A 17088-nucleotide genomic window follows, 5' to 3' on the forward strand; every position below is an offset into this window, starting at 1 on the left:
CCCAGGAACCAACAATCCCGGCATCCGGTATCGAAAAACCCTATCGATAGAATAGATTTTCGCAACAATGCCGCCCTCGCGGGCCGGTTACGACCAGTTCGCGTGGAAGCTGCCCGGCTTGTCGGTACGCTCGAACGTGTGCGCGCCGAAGAAATCCCGCTGCGCCTGCACGAGGTTCGCGGGCAGCCGCTCGGAGCGGTAGCTGTCGAAGTACGCGACCGCGGACGCGAACGCCGGTACCGGCACGCCGGCCTTCACCGCGGCGACCACGACGTCGCGCAGCGATGCCTGGTAATTCGCGGCGATGTCCTTGAAGTACGGATCGAGCAGCAGGTTCGCGAGCGCCGAATCCTTCGCATACGCGTCCGTGATCTTCTGCAGGAAGCGCGCGCGGATGATGCAGCCCGCACGGAAGATCTTCGCGATCGTCCCGAGATCGAGGTTCCAGCCGTACTCTTCCGACGCCGTGCGCAGTTGCGCGAAGCCCTGGGCGTACGAGATCACCTTGCTCAGGTACAGCGCGCGGCGCACCGCTTCGACGAACGCGGCGCGATCGCCGTCGAACGGCGCGGCGGCCGGCCCCGACAGGACCTTGCTGGCTGCGACGCGCTCGGTCTTCAGCGACGACAGCACGCGCGCGAACACCGATTCGGTGATCAGCGGCAGCGGCACGCCGAGATCCAGCGCATTCTGGCTCGTCCACTTGCCGGTGCCCTTCTGCGCGGCGCGATCGAGGATCACGTCGACCAGGTGCTTGCCGGTTTCCTCGTCCTTCTTGCCGAAGATCTTCGACGTGATCTCCATCAGGTAGCTGTCGAGCTCGCCCTGGTTCCACTCGGTGTACACCGCGCCGAGTTCGTCGTTGGTCAGGCCCGCGACGTCCTTCAGCACCGCATAGCTTTCGGCGATCAGCTGCATGTCGCCGTATTCGATGCCGTTGTGGACCATCTTCACGTAATGGCCTGCACCGTCCGGGCCCATGTACGCGACGCACGGCTCGCCGTCCGACGGCGCCTTGGCCGCGATCTGCTTCAGGATCGGCTCGACGAGGTCGTATGCGTCACGCTGGCCGCCGGGCATGATCGACGGGCCGCGCAGCGCGCCCTCTTCGCCCCCCGACACGCCGGTGCCGATGAAGTGCAGGCCCGATTGCGCGAGTTCCTGGTTGCGGCGGATCGTGTCGGTGAAGTGCGTATTGCCGCCGTCGATCAGCACGTCGCCCTTCTCGAGCAGCGGCTTGAGCGACGCGATCGTCGCATCGGTCGCCTCGCCGGCCTTCACCATCATCAGGATCCGGCGCGGCGTTTCGAGCGACGCGACGAATTCCTCGAGCGTATAGGTCGGCACTAGATTGCGGCCGGGGAATTCGGCGATCAGTTCGTCGGTTTTCTCGCGGCTGCGGTTGTACACCGACACCGCGTAACCGCGGCTCTCGATATTGAGTGCGAGATTGCGGCCCATCACCGCGAGCCCGATCACACCGATTGCTTGTTTGCCCATTAGTCAATTCTCCGGAAAAAACGGGGCGCGACCCGAGCCGGGTCGCGCGCACAGGCGAAAGGATAGTGGAAACCCGGCGGCGATGCGCGCTTGCCTGTCATTGCTCCGCGTGCGGCAGCCGCCGGAACACGACGCTCAGGTTGTTCGCCGGCATCTCGACCACCTCGATGCAGTCGAGCCCGCGATCGAGGCCGAGCGCGACGACGGTCTCGAGATCGCGCACGCCCCACGACGGGTCGCGGCTGCGCAGTTGCAGGTCGAACGCTTCGTTCGACGGCGCCGTATGCCGGCCCTCGCGGCGATACGGCCCGTACAGGAACAGCACGCCGCCCGGCCGCAGCAGGCGCGACGCACCCGCGAACAGCGCGTCGGTGCAGGCCCACGGCGAGATGTGAATCATGTTGATGCAGACGATGGCATCGAGCGCGTCGACCGGCCAGGACGCGTCGCGCACGTCGAACGCGAGCGGCCCGGCAACGTTGGCGAGGCCCGCATGGGCAACCCACGCGGCGATCGAGCGCCGCGCCTGCGCATCGGGATCGCTCGGCTGCCAGTGCAGGGCCGGCAGCGCCTGCGCGAAGTGGACCACGTGCTGCCCCGTGCCGCTCGCGATTTCGAGCACGCGGCCACTCGCCGGCAGCACCCGGCGCAAGACGTCGAGGATCGGCCCGCGATTGCGTTCGGCCGCCGGCGCCGATAACCGCGCGGACGGATCGGGAGAAGCGGTCGGATCGGTCACGATGCCTGCTCCGGTGTGTGGCTCGCGAGGCCCAGCCGCGCCGTCAGCGCATCGAGCGCGGGGGCGCAGCGCGCCTCGACCTTCAGCGTCAGCATCGGATCGGCGCGCGTATGGCCGAGATTGAGCGCGGCGACCGGCTTGTTCTGTGCCTGCGCCCATACGCAGAAGCGGTAGCCGGAATACACCATCAGCGACGAGCCGACGACCAGCAGCGCATCGGCCGCCTCGAGCGCCTGCGACGCGAGCGCCACGCGCTCGCGCGGCACGTTTTCGCCGAAGAACACGACCGCCGGCTTCAGCAGCCCGCCGCACGCGGGGCATGCCGGAATGCGGAACGTGTCGAGCGCGGCCCATTCGAGGTGCGCGTCGCCATCCGCGGCCGGCTCGGCCTGCGCGCCCAGCAGTTCGGGATTGTCGGCCTCGAGCATGACCTGGATCGTCGCGCGCGCATGATGCGCGCCGCAGCCGAGGCACGTGACACCGTCGATTCCGCCGTGCAGTTCAATGACGTCGCCGCTGCCCGCGCGCTGGTGCAGGCCGTCGACGTTCTGCGTGACGAGCCGCTCGATGCGTCCCGCGCTGCCGAGTCGCGCCAGTGCCACGTGCGAACCGTTCGGCTGCGCGCGGCCGACGACGGGCCAGCCGACCATGCTGCGCGCCCAATAGCGCCGCCGCGCGGCATCGGAGCCGAGAAATTCGTGGAGCTGGATCGGCGGCGAGCGCATCCATTGGCCGTTGCGGTCGCGATAGCCGGGAATGCCGGAATCGGTGCTGATGCCTGCGCCGGTCAGCACCAGCAGGCGCGGATGACGCTCGACGAACGTGTGCAGCGCATCGAGTGCGGCCGGGTCGACGTCGGCGGTTGAGGGATCGTTCTGAGCTGTGTCGTTCATGTTGGCAACGCGTGATCGGGCGCGCCGGCAAGCACCGTGCGCCCGCACGGGCGGCCAGGCACGCCAGCACATGATACAGAACGCCGCGTGCTCGGGCCGATGGCGCGCGTCGCACACCGGCGCACAAAAAAAGACGCCCATCCGCCATTCGGCGATGGGCGCTTCAACAATTGATCCATCGGGGTAGTGGATCAACTGACAGCACAATTTCGCGGCGTCCGCCCTGCTGCTGCGGGTGAACGCTTCCCCTGGACTCCATGTGTTCCGCGATGCCGAATGCATCGATGCGCTGCCGGCTGTCCGGTGCTTTCCGGTTCGGCCCCGTCGCGCCGCCGCGATGCACGGCACGCACACGCCGACGCCGCGCGACGACTTGCGTTGCGCGCGGCAGATTGACGATCCGGGATCCGGGCCGGGCCATCCGCAGGCATTCACGGTTCATCCCCGACGGCCGACCGGCACCAGTCGGCCTCGTGCGTCATGCCTGCACGTCGTCGTTCAGAACAAACCCGATTGCTCGGATGGAACGGAAAGCCGCGCGCTCACGTCGCCTCGATAAACGGCGAAGCGAAAGGCCCGGCAGGTCGGCGATTCATGTTTGCAACACGACACGTTGCGATTCGGTCTGTTTTCATTCTCTTGTCCCCGTCTCCGATGCGTCCGACCCACTGAAGCGATCGCCGGACCGACTGCGTCCGCGACCGCGCTCACGGCCTGCACAGATATGCAAGGAGCGCACCATGCGTCACGCCGCAAGGCCGCGCGGGTCAAAACGGGGCCATCGACGCGCATCGCGCACCGGCAAGCCGCGCGAACGTTTCGAAACTGAAACGCGTGCCGGATCGGCGGGCGTCGGCCGCGCGAGCCGTCAGGCCGCTCCCGCCCAGTCCAAGCGGGCAGCGCGATGTTGCATCGGCGCGCGATCGCCGAACGGCTTACAATCGCCCCACAGTGCCGCACGAACCGGCGCGCGGCGCCGTCCTGGCCTTCCTCGCGCGGCACGCACCACCCGACCGGAGCCCACTACCCGACGCATGCCTGACGCACACGACTGGCTGGATACCGACTACCGCACGCTGTTCCGCCTGCATCCGGATCGCCGGATCGAACGCGAGAACGATCCCGACTGCTCGCCCGGGCCGCGCTTCTGGCTCGGCCGAAGCGCGGACGGCAACCTGGCAGGCATACGCGCCGACGTGCCCACTCCGGTTGCAGACGAACTCGCGCGCCTGGCCAGCAGCGAACCGCCGTTGGCGAACCGCATGCAGCCCGCGCACCTCGATCGCTATCTCGCGCTGCTCGCCCCTGTTCCGCACTGGAATATCGGCCTCGTCTACCCGCTGCCGCACGCACTCGGTTTCGACACCGACGCGCGCGTCGCGCTGATCGACGGCGACAGCGACGCGGGCCGGCATCTGCGGCATGCGCTGTCCACGCACGGGATGCCCGAAGGCCTGTACTCGATGGGATTTCGAAGCGCCGCCGATCTGTGGGCGCCGTGGTGCGCGGCTGTCGTCGATGGAGAAGTCGCGTCGGTCGCGTTTGCCGCGCGGCTGTCCGAAGCCGGTGCTGAACTCGGTCTCGCGACGGCCCCTGCATTTCGCGGGCGCGGGCTCGCGGCGGCGGTGACCGCGGCGTGGTCGCGGCTGCCGTCGCTTCAAACGCGCACGCTGTTCTACAGCACCGACAGCGACAACCGCGCGTCACGACGCGTGGCGTCGCGCCTCGGCCTCACGCTGCGCGGCACGACGCTGCGAGTGGCATAGCACAGGAGCCGGCGCGCCACCTCAACGAAAGGCCTCGATCACCTTGATGCGACGCTCGGTTTCGTTGACGAAGCAACTGTCGACCTCCACGAGCCCGAGCGTGCCGCCCGCATCGGGCTGCCGCGATTCGGCGCACTTCGCGTCCCGCGCCTTGAGCCAGCGGCGCTCGTCGTTGCGCAGTCTTGCCTGCCCCTGCTCGTCCAGACTCGCCATCTTCATCTTGTAGACGGCATTCAGCCGTTTGTCGGCCGCTTCGTATTTCAGCCGGAGGCAATTGCGAATGTCGGCCGTGTGGCCCGTTTCCTCGGCGGTCTTGCAAATAGCAGCGCGCTGCGCATCGTCCGCGAGCGCGTCCGACGCAACCGCGAAAAGCATCGCGCTCGCCGCCAGACCGATCGCCATGTGTTGAAGTATGTTCATCCGGATGCGTTGTTTTCAATGACGGAAGGCCCCGATTATGCCCGGCCCGCTGCCCGCATGGCCTGCGTTGCCTCGACATGAACCTGCCACTGCGCATGCCATACCGCGCAACCGTCGTGCAAACACGCTAGCATTCGAACACGCAACGTCGCGCGTCGGCTTCGCGCCGCCTCCCAGGACTCGACATGACCACGCCCGCCCCTGCCCGCCCCGATGTCGCACATCGCGTCTTTTCGGACGGACGGTTGTCGATCGGCCTCACGCTTCCGCTGCTTCGCACCGGCCATATCGTCGCCGACTTCGACGAGCAGCTCGAACTCGCGACGCTGGCCGACACGCTCGGCTTTCGTGCGCTGTGGATTCGCGACGTGCCGCTGAACAGCGCCGACTATCCCGATCCGGTCGGCCACCTCGACCCGTGGGTCCTGCTCGGCGCACTGGCGTCGCGCACGCGCCGGATCGCGCTCGCCAGCGGTGCGATCGTGCTGCCGCTGCGTCATCCGCTGCATATCGCGAAAGGCGCGCTGTCGGTCGCGACGCTGTCGGGCGGCCGCTTCATCCTCGGGCTCGGCTCCGGCGACCGCCCGCCCGAATATGCGGCGTTCGGTGTCGACGCGCAGACGCGGCGCGAGCGCTACCGCGCCCACTGGGACGTCGTCGCGGCCGCGCTCGGCGTGCCGTCGCGCGTACTGCCCGACGAAGCGCCGCCCGATGCGCCCGAATTCACGCTGCTGCCGCGCGGCGCCGACGCCGTGCCGATGCTGGCGGTCGGCTCGGGCGGACAAAGCGTCGACTGGATCGCACGGCACTCGCTCGGCTGGATGACGTACCACCGCGATCCGGACACGCAGCGCGCACGCTATTCGATGTGGCGCGCGGCGGTCGACCGGCTCGCGACGCCAGCCTTTCGCGCGTTCGGCGTATCGATGCGGCTCGACCTCGCCGCGAATCCCGATGCGCCGGCCACCGCGTTGCCGCTCGGCTACGCCACCGGACGCCGGGCATTGATCGACATCCTGCGGGACATGCACGCGGCGGGCACGCACCACGTCACGCTGAATCCGGGCTCGGACCGGCCCGTGCGCGAAGTCATCGAGGAAATCGCGGAACACGTTCTGCCGGTTTTTCACGACGGGCCAGCGTGATTCGGCAGGATTCCAGATTAATTCGACCCGACGCGTGCGTGGCTCATCGTTGTCGACGAGCCGGCATTACAAATATCTTACGCACTAACCGTTGAAACACCCCAACCTATCCGACGACCTGCAGTCCGCGTCGGACACATGACCGCGCAAATGCGCCGCAAACGCCCGCGCCGCATCGGGCATGCCCGATTCGAATGATCGTCGACGGAACTATTCGGTTCCGATCGCGATCATGTTAACTTCCGTCCATCGTTCAGCCTGGCGGGCCGCGCGCCGATGCGCGCCCGCATGCCTACTCCATGCGACATTTCCTCCTCGGCTGGCTGCTGACCGCCGTCGTTTCGGCCGCCCATGCCGCCGCTCCCGCCCCGGCCGCCGCGTCGGCCGCTTCCGGCACCGCGCCCGCGCTGACGCCGCAACAGGCGCAGCAGGCACTCAATGTGCTCGAAAATCCGCGCGATCGCGCGCAGATCGAAACGACGCTGCGTGCGATCGCGGCCGTCGGCGCGTTGAGCGCACCCGCGATCGCGGCGAGCGATGCGGCCGCGGCCAGCGCCACGTCGGCGGCAGCGGCCCCGGCCGCGCTGACGTCGAACGGGCTCGCATCGATGCTCGTGCGGCAGGGATCGCGCTGGACCATCGAAATCGCCGGTGCGCTGAAGGAATCGCTGCACTCGCTGCTCGACGTCGGTTCAGTCGGCAACTGGTGGCATGACAAGCTCGTGCGCGCCGACGAGCGCGCGGATCTTGCACACGCACTCTGGATCATCATCGCCGTGCTCGTGCCCGCGCTCGTCGTCGAATGGTTCGCGAAGCGGCTGCTGCGACGCGCGCTGGCCACAGTGGCCGCTCGGCGCGCCGACACGTCGCGCCGCACCGCGCCCGAGTCCGAGTCCGTTACACCCGACTCCGCGACGCTTGCCGACGACAACGCACCACCGGGCGCAGCCGCCCCGCCTGACGCTTCCAACATCCCCGACGCCGCGCCCGCGTCGTCGCAAGGCCGCGGCCACGCGCGCCGCCACACCACGCTGCTGCACCGGATGCCGCGCGCACTCGTCAGCCTGGCATTGCGTGCCGTGCCGCTGCTCGTGTTCGTCGGCGTCGCGAGCCTGACGATGTCGGTGATCGGCGATACGGCCGCCCCGATCGAATCCGCGCTCGAAGCGCTGATCGACATCTATGTGATCTGCCGGCTCGTCACGATCGTCAGCCGGCTGTTCTTCCAGCCCGATGCGCGGCAATTGCGGTTGCTGCACATCAGCGACGCGTGGGCCGACTTCGCGCAACGCTCGATCGCGCGCATCGTGATCGTGGTCGGCGCCTGCACGGCCGCGGTCGAGATCGCCGCGAACTTTGGCCTCAGCGACGCCGGTCACGTCGCGCTGCTGAAATCCGTCGCGCTCGTCGGGCACCTGATGGTCTCGGCGCTGATCCTCCAGTGCCGCCTGCCGGTCGCCGCGCGGATCCGCGCGGCCGGCGAGGATCGCCCGTCCTTCGCGATGATCGCCAACGCGCTCGCGGACGCGTGGGCGCCCGTATCGGTCTTCATCGTGATGGCGCTGTGGTTCGTGTGGGCGCTCGACGTCCACAACGGCTACCGCGTGCTGATCACGCTCGGCGGCCGCTCGATCGCCGTGATGATCGGCATGCGGATCGTGTCGATCGTCGTGTTCGGCGCGCTCGCGCGGCTGTTCCAGGGCCGCGACGAAGATCGCACGCTCGTCCATGCGCACGCATACCGCTACTACCCGCTGCTGCGCCAGTTCGTGTCGGGCGCGATCGGCATCGTGACCATCGTGCTGCTGCTGCAGATCTGGGGCGTACCGATCTTCCGCGCGTTCGAGACCGGCACGATCGGCCACCGGCTCGCGTCGGCGCTGGTGACGATCGCCATCGCGGCCATCGTCGCGCTCGTCGTGTGGGAAGCCGCGAACATCGCCATCGAGCGCCGCCTGCAGCGCTGGACGCGCGAAGGCAATCTCATGCGCGCGGCGCGGCTGCGCACGCTGCTGCCGATGCTGCGCACGCTGCTGTTCGTGATGATCGCGCTCGTCGTCGTGCTGACGGGCCTCAGCCAGCTCGGCGTGAACGTCGGCCCGCTGCTTGCCGGCGCCAGCATCTTCGGTGTCGCGCTCGGCTTCGGCTCGCAGAAGCTCGTGCAGGATTTCATCACCGGGATCTTCCTGCTGATGGAAAACGCGATGCAGGTGGGCGACTGGGTCACGCTCGCCGGCGTGTCGGGCACGGTCGAATACCTGTCGATCCGCACCGTGCGGCTGCGCGCCGGCGACGGGTCGTTGTACACGATCCCGTTCAGCTCGGTGACGACCGTCAACAATACGAATCGCGGGCTCGGCAACGCGGCCGTCAAGATCAACATTGCCTACGGCGAGGATATCGATCGCGCGATCGCGACGCTGAAGGAGATCGGTGCGGCATTGCGCGACGATCCGAAATACCGCGACGGCATCCTGTCGGACTTCAGCTACTGGGGTATCGACCAGGTCGACGGCGCGACGCTCGCGCTGGCCGGACAGATGCAATGCACGGACTCGACGCGCTGGAGCGTGCAGCGTGAATTCAACCGGCGGATCGCGGAGACGTTCCTCGAACGCGGGATCCGGATCGCCAATCCGCAGCGCAGCGTCGTTGCGTACGCGGACGGATCGCGGCCTCGGGGCGATGACGAAAACGGCACCCACGGCGACAGCAGCCATGCTGCCGACGTGACGGCCCGGCCGCCGTCGCCGGAAGCACCGGCGCGCAAGCCGGGTTGACCGGCCGGGGCCGACCGCACGCCGCGTTCAACGCGCGGCAGGCTTGCTCCCGCGCCGGAGGCCTTTCGCGGCGGGCGTCGACGCCCCCGCCTTCGCCGTCCGTTTCGCCGTCGCACCCGGCTCGCGCTTCGAGCCGGCTGCAGGATCGGCCGCCAGGGCGTCGCGCTGCACGTGCCATTGCTGGAGCAGCACCCGCGTCTGCTCGGCAATGGTGTCGATCAGCAATTTCGCGCGCTCGCCTTCGAATGCCTCCCATTCGAGCAACTGCAGCGCCGAACGCTGCGCGATGTGGAACACCGTGATCTGCCCGAACAGGCTCAGTGCACGCAAGCGCGTGACGGGATCGTTGGCCGGCCGCCCCGAGATGCGGCCGATCAGCTCGGCGCTCACGTCGTTCAGCGGCTTGCGCATGCGCTTCATCAGGATTTCGCTCGCGCTCGCCGGCTCCTGGCCGCCTTGCTCGCGTGCAAAGAACATCCGCTGGTTCATCGTCTTCGGCGTCGTGAACATCCGGTCCGCCAGCGCGCGCAGCAGCCCGACGAACGCATCGATCAGCACGTCGACGTCCGCGTCCGCATCGAGCATCGCCCATGCATGGCCGACCGCCGGCGCGAACGCTTCCCGGCCGAGCTCCGCGATCGTCTCCACGCACGCGCGGTACACGCCTTCCTTGTTCTCGAAGTAGTACTGGAGCGCCGGCGCGTTCACGCCGGCCATCGCCGCGATCTCGCGTGTCGATGCCCCCGCGAACCCGCGCTCGCCGAACAGTTCGATCGCCGCCTCGATGATCCGCTGGCGCGTTTCGTCGCCGCGGGCGTAGCCGCCCGCCGACGTACGGCGCAGCTTCTTCGCTTCGTTCATGCCTTCCTCGTCATTCGATCGACCGACATTCTACTTGACACAATTTTATCAACTGGAATAATTTTTCCACTTGGAATAAATTGGATGCCAGCATGTCGACGCCGCAAGACCCGCCACCGAAAGCAGATCGTCAGGAAAACGGAACAACCCCGCGCAACGGCAACGGATCGAAACGGCGCATCCTGCTCGTCGTCGCCGTGCTCGCGGCGATCGGCGGCGCCGTCTGGCTCGGCCGCTGGTGGACGGTCGGCCGCTTCATCGAAAGCACCAACGACGCGTACCTGCAGGCGGACAGCATGACGGCCGCGCCGAAGGTCGCCGGCTACGTGACCGACGTGTACGTGCGCGACAACCAGGCCGTGAAGGCCGGCGATCCGCTCGTGCGGCTCGACGTCCGCCAGTACCAGGTCGCGCTCGCGCAATCGCTTGCGACCGTCGACGCGCGCCGCGCCGACATCGCACGCGCCGAGGCCGACATCAGCCAGCAGCGTGCGAATCTCGAACAGGCCGACGCACAGGCGAAGGTGTCGCGCATCAATGCGCAGCACGCCAGCGACGAATACACGCGCTATGCGCCGCTCGCCGCGACCGGCGCGGAGACGCACGAACGCGTGGCCGACCTGAAGAGCACGCGCGATCAGGCGGCCGCGACGCTCGCCGCGAACAATGCGTCGATCGCGGCCGCCCGCACGCAGATCGCGTCGTTCACCGCGCAGCTCCAGCAGGCGCGCGCGCAGCTCGAAGCCGCGCAGGCCAGTGCCGCACAGGCGCAGCTCGACCTCGACAACACGATCGTGCGCAGCACCCTCGCCGGCCGCGTCGGCGATCGCACGGTGCGCGTCGGTCAATACGTGCAGCCCGGCACGCGCCTGCTGACCGTCGTGCCCGTCGACTCGATCTACCTCGTCGCGAACTTCAAGGAAACGCAGATCGGCAACATGCGCATCGGCCAGCCCGTCGAACTGCACGTCGACGCGCTGCCGGACGGCGCGCTGTCCGGCGTCGTCGACAGCTTCGCCCCCGGCACGGGCGCGCAGTTCGCGCTACTGCCGCCCGAGAACGCGACCGGCAACTTCACGAAGATCGTCCAGCGCGTGCCGGTGCGCATCCGTCTCGCCGCGAACGCCCGCGCGCAGCGCATGCTGCTGCCGGGGCTGTCGGTGACGGTCGACGTCGATACGCGCTCGGCCCGCGACGAGACGCATCATGGCTGAACCGTCCGCCACGATGCCGATGCCGCCGCACGAGGGCCGCGCGAGCGTGACCGACTGGATCGCGGTCGCGGCCGGCGCGCTCGGCGCGCTGATGGCGACCCTCGACATCTCGATCACGAACTCCGCGCTGCCGCAGATCCAGGGTGAAATCGGCGCGACCGGCACCGAAGGCACGTGGATCTCGACCGGCTACCTGATGTCGGAAATCGTGATGATCCCGCTCGCCGCGTGGCTTACGCGCGTGTTCGGGCTGCGCAATTTCCTGCTGACGAACTCCGCGCTGTTCATTGCCTTCTCGATGATGTGCGGCTGGTCGCATTCGCTGCCGATGATGATCGCCGGCCGGATCGGCCAGGGCTTCACCGGCGGTGCGCTGATCCCGACTGCACAAACCATCATCCGCACGCGGCTGCCGCTGTCGCAGTTGCCGGTCGGCATGACGCTGTTCGGCCTGATCGTGCTGCTCGGGCCGCTGTTCGGCCCCGTGCTCGGCGGCTGGCTCGCGGAGAACGTCAGCTGGAGCTGGTGCTTTTTCCTGAACCTGCCGGTGTGCCTGTTGCTGATGGCGCTGTTGATATTCGGGCTGCCGTCGGACCGCCCGCAATGGCATGCATTCCTGAACGCGGACTGGCTCGGGATCTTCGGTCTCGCGATCGGCCTGAGCTCGCTCACCGTCGTGCTCGAGGAAGGCCAGCGCGAGCGCTGGTTCGAATCGCAGATGATCGTCACGCTGAGCCTCGTGTCGCTTGCCGGGATGATCCTGATCGCGTTGTCGCAGATCTTTGCGAAGCGGCCGATCATGCGGCTGTCGCTGATGCGCAACCCGCGCTACGCAAGCGTGATCGTGATCGTGTCCGCGGTCGGTGCGGGGCTGTACGGCGTGTCCTACCTGCTGCCGCAGTTCCTTGCGATCGTCGCCGGCTACAACGCGGAGCAGGCAGGCGCGATCATGCTGCTGTCGGGGCTGCCCGCCTTCCTCGTGATGCCGATCCTGCCGCGCCTGCTCGGCAAGGTCGATTTCCGCATCCTCGTGATCTCGGGGCTGCTGCTGTTCTGCCTGAGCTGCATGCTCGACATCAGCCTGACCGCGCAGAGCGTCGGCCACGACTTCGTCTGGTCGCAACTGATCCGCGGCGTCGCGCAGATGCTTGCGATGATGCCGCTGAACCAGGCCTCGATGGCGGCAGTCGCACGCGAAGACTCGGGCGATGCGGCCGGGCTCTACAACATGGCGCGCAATCTCGGCGGCTCGATCGGACTCGCGATCATCGGCACCGTGATCGACCGGCGCACGACCTTCCATACGGCCGCGCTCCGCGAATCGGTGACGGCGAACTCGCTGATCGGGCAGGACCGGCTGTCGGCCTACGCGGCCAACTGGTTCTCGCACACCGGCGACCTCGCGTATTCGAACATGCGCGCGCTCGGACAGCTGGCGCAGCAGATCCAGATCCAGGCCGTCGTGATGACCTATTCCGAAACCTTCTATCTGCTGGGCCTCGCGCTGCTTGCCTGCGTGCCGCTCGCGCTGCTGCTGAGAACGCCGCGCGGGCCGCAGCCGATGTCGTCCGGCCACTGAACCGTCTTACGCGATGAAACCCTTCTCCCTGCCCCGCCGCCCTGCGCTCACGCTGTGCGCGGCCGCGTGCCTGCTCGCCGGCTGCACGGTCGGCCCCGACTATCGCGGCGCGCCCGCCGCGCCGGATGCGCCGACCTTCGCGCGCGCGCCGGCCTCCGGCGTCGACCCCGCTGCGCCCGCGCCGAGCGCATGGTGGCACGCGCTCGACGATCGCCAGCTCGACGACCTGATCATCGCCGCGCTCGCGTACAACCCCGATCTGCATGCGGCACAAGCCCGCTTGCGCGCATCACGCGCGCAGCTCTCGCAACAACGTGCGGCCCAGTTGCCGAAATCGTCGGCGACCGTCGCCGCCATCCGCATGCGCGAGCCCGACGTCAGCGCGCTCGGTTCGCTGCTGCCGTCGAACGGTTCGAGCCAATCGAGTGGCACCTCGCCGTCGCTGGGTGGCTCGGGCCCGCTGCAGCTCTATTCGGCAGGCTTCGACGCAACCTGGGAAATCGACCTGTTCGGCGGCACGCGCCGCGCGGTCGAAGCGGCATCGGCGCAAGCGGAAGCGGTCGACGCCGATCTGGCCGACACGCAGGTGTCGATCACGGCCGAAGTCGCCAATGCGTACATCGACCTGCGCGATCAACAGCAGCGGCTTGCGCTGTCGCGGCGCACTGCCGAGCTGCAGCAGAAGATGCTCGAACTCACGCAGCAGCGGCGCACGCGTGGCGTTGCCGCCGATGCCGACATCGAACGCCTGACGACGCAAGTCGAAAACACGCGCGCATCGCTGATCCCGCTCGACGCGCAGGTGACGGAATCGCTCGACCGGCTCGCGATCCTGACGGGCCGCGCACCCGGTGCGCTCGACGCGGCACTGTCGACACCGGATGCGACGCTGCCGACGCTGCCCGGCAGCGTCGCGATCGGCGATCCGGCCACGCTGCTGAAACAGCGTCCCGACATTCGCGCGGCCGAGCGCCGGCTCGCATCGAGCAATGCGCAGATCGGCGAGCACGTCGCCGACTATTTCCCGAAGGTGACGCTGCTCGGCGATCTCGGTTTCAGCGCGACGGATCCGGGCCACCTGTTCCGCAAGCAGAACTTCACCTGGGTCGGCGCGCCGTATCTGCAATGGAACATTCTCGACTTCGGGCGCACGCGCGGTGCGGTGCGCGCGGCCGAAGCATCGCGAGACGAGGCGGAAGCGAACTATCAGAAGGCGGTGCTCGGCGCCCTGCAGGATGCCAACACGGCATTGCAGCGCTATGGGCATCAGCGCGAACACGTCGTTGCGCTCACCAAGGTGCAGACGTCGGCCGTGCATTCCAGGACGCTGATGGACGAGCGCTATCGCGCGGGCGTCGCATCGATGATCGACCTGCTCGATACGCAACGCGAAGCGTTGGCCGCGCAGCAGAACGTGATCGCCGGGCAGGCCGAGCTGATCAAGGACTACGTGTCGCTGCAAAAAAACCTCGGGCTCGGTTGGCAGACGGGCGCGGGGTGATGCCGAGTTGTTCGGCGCTGCACGGCAGGATTTGTCGAGGCTACTGCGGCGCCGATGCTCGACATGTGGATCGCAAGTCCAAAGCGCCCGCGTTCGACGTTTGCGGATCGCTTCGCGGCGCGCGACGCAACAACTCATTGCGTACACAACAATATTCATCGCCTGCGTCGATGAGAACCGCACCCACGCCGCACCCACGCCGCATCGCCGCCGTCGCTATCGGAAACATATCGAATATCAATTAGCCAATCGTCTGACGATCTCTTCTAATTCAGTCGGCTTCCCCACCACCGATCGGATTCAAGGAGTTCCATCGTCATGTCCCCATCCTCCCATCGCGTGCTGAGACACGCAGTCGCCGCGATCTGCGTTGCACTTTCCGCGTCCCCCCATGCCGCCGAACTGACGCGAGACACGGGCGCCCCCGTCGGCGACAACGAGAATTCGCAGACGGCCGGCCCTGCCGGCCCCGTGCTCCTGCAAGACTCCGCACTCATCGAGAAACTGCAGCGCTTCGATCGCGAACGCATCCCGGAACGCGTCGTGCATGCACGCGGAACCGGCGCATTCGGCGAGTTCGTGCCGACCGCCGACATCTCGAACCTGACGAAAGCGAAGGTCTTCACGCCCGGCACCCGCACGCCGGTGTTCGTGCGCTTCTCCACCGTGATGGGCTATCGCGGCTCGCCTGAACAGGCGCGCGATCCGCGCGGTTTCGCGGTGAAGTTCTATACGCAACAGGGCAACTGGGACATGGTCGGTATCAACTGGCCCGTGTTCTTCATTCGCGACGGCATCAAGTTCCCCGACTTCGTTCACGCGAACAAGCCGAGCGCCGTGACCGGCGTGCAGGACCCGAATCTCGCATTCGACTTCTTCGCGCACACGCCCGAAGCGACGAACATGCTGACGATGCTGTACACGAACGCGGGCATGCCCGATTCGTATCGTCACATGGACGGCTTCGCGGTGCACGCGTTCAAGTTCGTCAATGCGCACGGCGACGTGCACTACGTGAAGTTCCACTGGAAGAGCCAGCAAGGCGTGCACGGCCTGCGCCCGCAAGACATCGATGCATCGATCGGGCGCGACTGGAACATGATGACGAACGACCTGTACGGCGCGCTGAAGCAAGGCGACTTCCCGAAGTGGGATCTGTACGTGCAGGTACTCACGCCGCAGGACCTGAATCGTTTCGACTTCGATGCGCTGGACGACACGAAGGTGTGGACCGGTGTGCCCGAGCGCAAGATCGGCACGATGACGCTGAACCGTGTGCCCGACAACTACTTCCAGTCGACCGAGGAATCGGCGTTCGCGCCGTCGCGACTCGTGCCCGGCATCGAGCCGTCCGAAGACCGGATGCTGCAGGACCGGCTGTTCGCGTACGCCGACACGCAGATGTACCGGCTCGGCGCGAACTACATGGACCTGCCGATCAACCGGCCCGTCGTGCCGGTGGTCAACAACAACCAGGACGGCAAGATGAACGCCGGCGACCGCAAGGGCGAGGTGAACTACGAACCGTCTACACTGCATGAACTCGCGCCGGATCCGCAGTACAAGTCCGTGCGCATGACGCTCAACGGCACGACGCAGCAGGAAGCGATCCACAAGAAGCTGCGGTTCCGTCAGGCGGGCGAGTACTACCGCGGCCTGTCGCCGCAGGACAGGGACGACCTGATCACCGCGCTGTCCGGCGATCTCGGCAAGGTGACGAACGCGCACAACCAGTACGCGATGCTGTCGTACTTCTACAAGGCCGATGCCGACTACGGCACGCGTCTCGCGCAGGCCGTGCATGCCGACGTCGGGCAAGTGCAGGCGCTCGCCGCGAAGCTGAGCGAGAACTGATCCCGCGACTCCGGTCGCCGTCGACGTGCGGGGTAGCGCCGCGCACGTCGACCTTACCCCCCAGGACATCCTCATGCAATCCGAACGCCTGACGCGCGCGATCCGCGCCACCGCAACGGTCCTGGCGCTGGCCGCGCTCGCCGGTTGCACGCACCTTCCCGAGCAGCCGGCGTATGCGCCGGCCGACCCTGCCGCGCTGCGCCGCTACGACGGCGACTGGTTCGACGCCGCCCGCGTCGGACGCGTCGACATCCTGCGTGCGTTGCACGACGCCGGCTATCCGGTCGACGCCACCGACAGCAGCGGCTTCACCGCCGTGATACTCGCGTCCTACGACGGCCAGCCGGCAGCGCTTGACTACCTGCTGTCGGCCGGCGCGAATGCATGCGCCGGCGACCGTCACGGCAACACGGCGCTGATGGGCGCCCTCTTCAAGAACGAACCCGACATCGCACGGCGCCTGATCGACACGCCATGCCCGATCGACCAGACGAACGGCGCCGGGGAAACCGCGCTGGGATTCGCCACGTTGTTCAATCGCTTCGACCTGATTCCGCTCCTCGTCGCGCGTGGCGCGAATCCGAATCATGCCGATCGGCGCGGTCAGTCGCTGCTGCAGCTCGCGCGGTCGCACGACAACACGGAAGCCGTGGACGCGCTGCGGCATGCGGGTGCAAGGCAGTAGCTTCATGCCCTGCTTCCTGATGCCCGCGGACTCGCCTCGCTTCACCGCGTCCGGCGATTCGAGTCCCGCCTCGAATACGATCGGCCAATTGCCCCATTACGCATCAAACCGGAAACGATCGGCAAATCGCATTCCGCATTACTTTCTTTAG

General features: G+C 67.5%; 13 protein-coding genes. 8 read left to right on the forward strand and 5 right to left on the reverse strand.

Annotated elements, in window-relative coordinates; genetic code table 11:
- Positions 1-87 precede the first annotated feature (87 nt).
- The 3 genes from gndA to CFB47_RS27840 all read right to left on the reverse strand — a co-directional run bounded on the left by gndA (position 88) and on the right by CFB47_RS27840 (position 3132).
- On the reverse strand, positions 88-1500 hold the full coding sequence (gene gndA / locus CFB47_RS27830) for an NADP-dependent phosphogluconate dehydrogenase (protein ID WP_043177729.1): 1413 nt from the start codon (positions 1498-1500) through the stop codon (positions 88-90).
- A 97-nt stretch (positions 1501-1597) separates the two neighbouring features.
- Positions 1598-2239 (reverse strand): DUF938 domain-containing protein, encoded by a 642-nt coding sequence (locus tag CFB47_RS27835; protein WP_089442964.1) that lies wholly within the window; start codon positions 2237-2239, stop codon positions 1598-1600.
- Positions 2236-3132, reverse strand: a complete 897-nt coding sequence (locus tag CFB47_RS27840) for an NAD-dependent protein deacetylase (protein ID WP_089462926.1) — start codon at positions 3130-3132, stop codon at positions 2236-2238. The genes CFB47_RS27835 and CFB47_RS27840 overlap by 4 nt, the downstream gene beginning before the upstream one ends.
- 1034 nt (positions 3133-4166) lie before the next feature.
- Here CFB47_RS27840 and CFB47_RS27850 point away from each other — a divergent pair.
- A complete protein-coding gene (locus tag CFB47_RS27850) occupies positions 4167-4898 on the forward strand; it encodes a GNAT family N-acetyltransferase (protein ID WP_089462927.1) in 732 nt (243 codons plus the stop codon).
- A 21-nt stretch (positions 4899-4919) separates the two neighbouring features.
- Here the strand turns inward: CFB47_RS27850 and CFB47_RS27855 are convergent, their stop codons facing one another.
- Positions 4920-5318 (reverse strand): lysozyme inhibitor LprI family protein, encoded by a 399-nt coding sequence (locus CFB47_RS27855; protein WP_089462928.1) that lies wholly within the window; start codon positions 5316-5318, stop codon positions 4920-4922.
- A 185-nt stretch (positions 5319-5503) separates the two neighbouring features.
- On the opposite strand from CFB47_RS27855, the gene CFB47_RS27860 reads away from it, so the two are divergent.
- Together CFB47_RS27860 and CFB47_RS27865 are read left to right on the forward strand one after the other, a co-directional pair.
- Positions 5504-6463 (forward strand): LLM class oxidoreductase, encoded by a 960-nt coding sequence (locus CFB47_RS27860; protein WP_089462929.1) that lies wholly within the window; start codon positions 5504-5506, stop codon positions 6461-6463.
- 299 nt (positions 6464-6762) lie between these two features.
- Positions 6763-9243 (forward strand): mechanosensitive ion channel family protein, encoded by a 2481-nt coding sequence (locus CFB47_RS27865; RefSeq protein ID WP_089462930.1) that lies wholly within the window; start codon positions 6763-6765, stop codon positions 9241-9243.
- A 27-nt stretch (positions 9244-9270) separates the two neighbouring features.
- On the opposite strand, the gene CFB47_RS27870 is transcribed toward CFB47_RS27865, so the two are convergent.
- On the reverse strand, positions 9271-10104 hold the full coding sequence (locus CFB47_RS27870) for a CerR family C-terminal domain-containing protein (protein WP_089462931.1): 834 nt from the start codon (positions 10102-10104) through the stop codon (positions 9271-9273).
- Between the two features lie 92 nt (positions 10105-10196).
- Here CFB47_RS27870 and CFB47_RS27875 point away from each other — a divergent pair, with 92 nt between their 5' ends.
- The 5 genes from CFB47_RS27875 to CFB47_RS27895 all read left to right on the forward strand — a co-directional run bounded on the left by CFB47_RS27875 (position 10197) and on the right by CFB47_RS27895 (position 16937).
- The gene (locus tag CFB47_RS27875; RefSeq protein ID WP_089462932.1) at positions 10197-11318 is read left to right on the forward strand and encodes an HlyD family secretion protein; all 1122 of its coding nucleotides are present in this window, start codon (positions 10197-10199) and stop codon (positions 11316-11318) included.
- Positions 11311-12897, forward strand: a complete 1587-nt coding sequence (locus tag CFB47_RS27880; protein ID WP_089432373.1) for an MDR family MFS transporter — start codon at positions 11311-11313, stop codon at positions 12895-12897. The genes CFB47_RS27875 and CFB47_RS27880 overlap by 8 nt, the downstream gene beginning before the upstream one ends.
- Before the next feature lie 13 nt (positions 12898-12910).
- Positions 12911-14398 carry an efflux transporter outer membrane subunit gene (locus tag CFB47_RS27885; protein ID WP_089462933.1) on the forward strand — a complete coding sequence of 496 codons (1488 nt, stop codon included), beginning with the start codon at positions 12911-12913 and terminating at the stop codon, positions 14396-14398.
- 318 nt (positions 14399-14716) lie between these two features.
- Positions 14717-16252: a catalase gene (locus CFB47_RS27890; RefSeq protein WP_089462934.1), complete on the forward strand. Its 1536-nt coding sequence runs from the start codon at positions 14717-14719 to the stop codon at positions 16250-16252.
- A gap of 73 nt (positions 16253-16325) precedes the next feature.
- Positions 16326-16937: an ankyrin repeat domain-containing protein gene (locus tag CFB47_RS27895; protein WP_089462935.1), complete on the forward strand. Its 612-nt coding sequence runs from the start codon at positions 16326-16328 to the stop codon at positions 16935-16937.
- Positions 16938-17088: the final 151 nt, after the last annotated feature.

This window comes from Burkholderia sp. AU27893 (assembly GCF_002223205.1).
GTDB lineage: Bacteria > Pseudomonadota > Gammaproteobacteria > Burkholderiales > Burkholderiaceae > Burkholderia.

Coding starts and splice junctions, on each gene's coding strand:
- CFB47_RS27850 (WP_089462927.1), top strand. CDS start 4,167: ATGCCTGACGCACACGACTGGCTGGATACCGACTACCGCACGCTGTTC.
- CFB47_RS27865 (WP_089462930.1), top strand. CDS start 6,763: ATGCGACATTTCCTCCTCGGCTGGCTGCTGACCGCCGTCGTTTCGGCC.
- CFB47_RS27895 (WP_089462935.1), top strand. CDS start 16,326: ATGCAATCCGAACGCCTGACGCGCGCGATCCGCGCCACCGCAACGGTC.
- CFB47_RS27855 (WP_089462928.1), bottom strand. CDS start 5,318: ATGAACATACTTCAACACATGGCGATCGGTCTGGCGGCGAGCGCGATG.
- CFB47_RS27875 (WP_089462932.1), top strand. CDS start 10,197: ATGTCGACGCCGCAAGACCCGCCACCGAAAGCAGATCGTCAGGAAAAC.
- CFB47_RS27840 (WP_089462926.1), bottom strand. CDS start 3,132: ATGAACGACACAGCTCAGAACGATCCCTCAACCGCCGACGTCGACCCG.
- CFB47_RS27860 (WP_089462929.1), top strand. CDS start 5,504: ATGACCACGCCCGCCCCTGCCCGCCCCGATGTCGCACATCGCGTCTTT.
- CFB47_RS27885 (WP_089462933.1), top strand. CDS start 12,911: ATGAAACCCTTCTCCCTGCCCCGCCGCCCTGCGCTCACGCTGTGCGCG.
- gndA (WP_043177729.1), bottom strand. CDS start 1,500: ATGGGCAAACAAGCAATCGGTGTGATCGGGCTCGCGGTGATGGGCCGC.
- CFB47_RS27870 (WP_089462931.1), bottom strand. CDS start 10,104: ATGAACGAAGCGAAGAAGCTGCGCCGTACGTCGGCGGGCGGCTACGCC.
- CFB47_RS27880 (WP_089432373.1), top strand. CDS start 11,311: ATGGCTGAACCGTCCGCCACGATGCCGATGCCGCCGCACGAGGGCCGC.
- CFB47_RS27890 (WP_089462934.1), top strand. CDS start 14,717: ATGTCCCCATCCTCCCATCGCGTGCTGAGACACGCAGTCGCCGCGATC.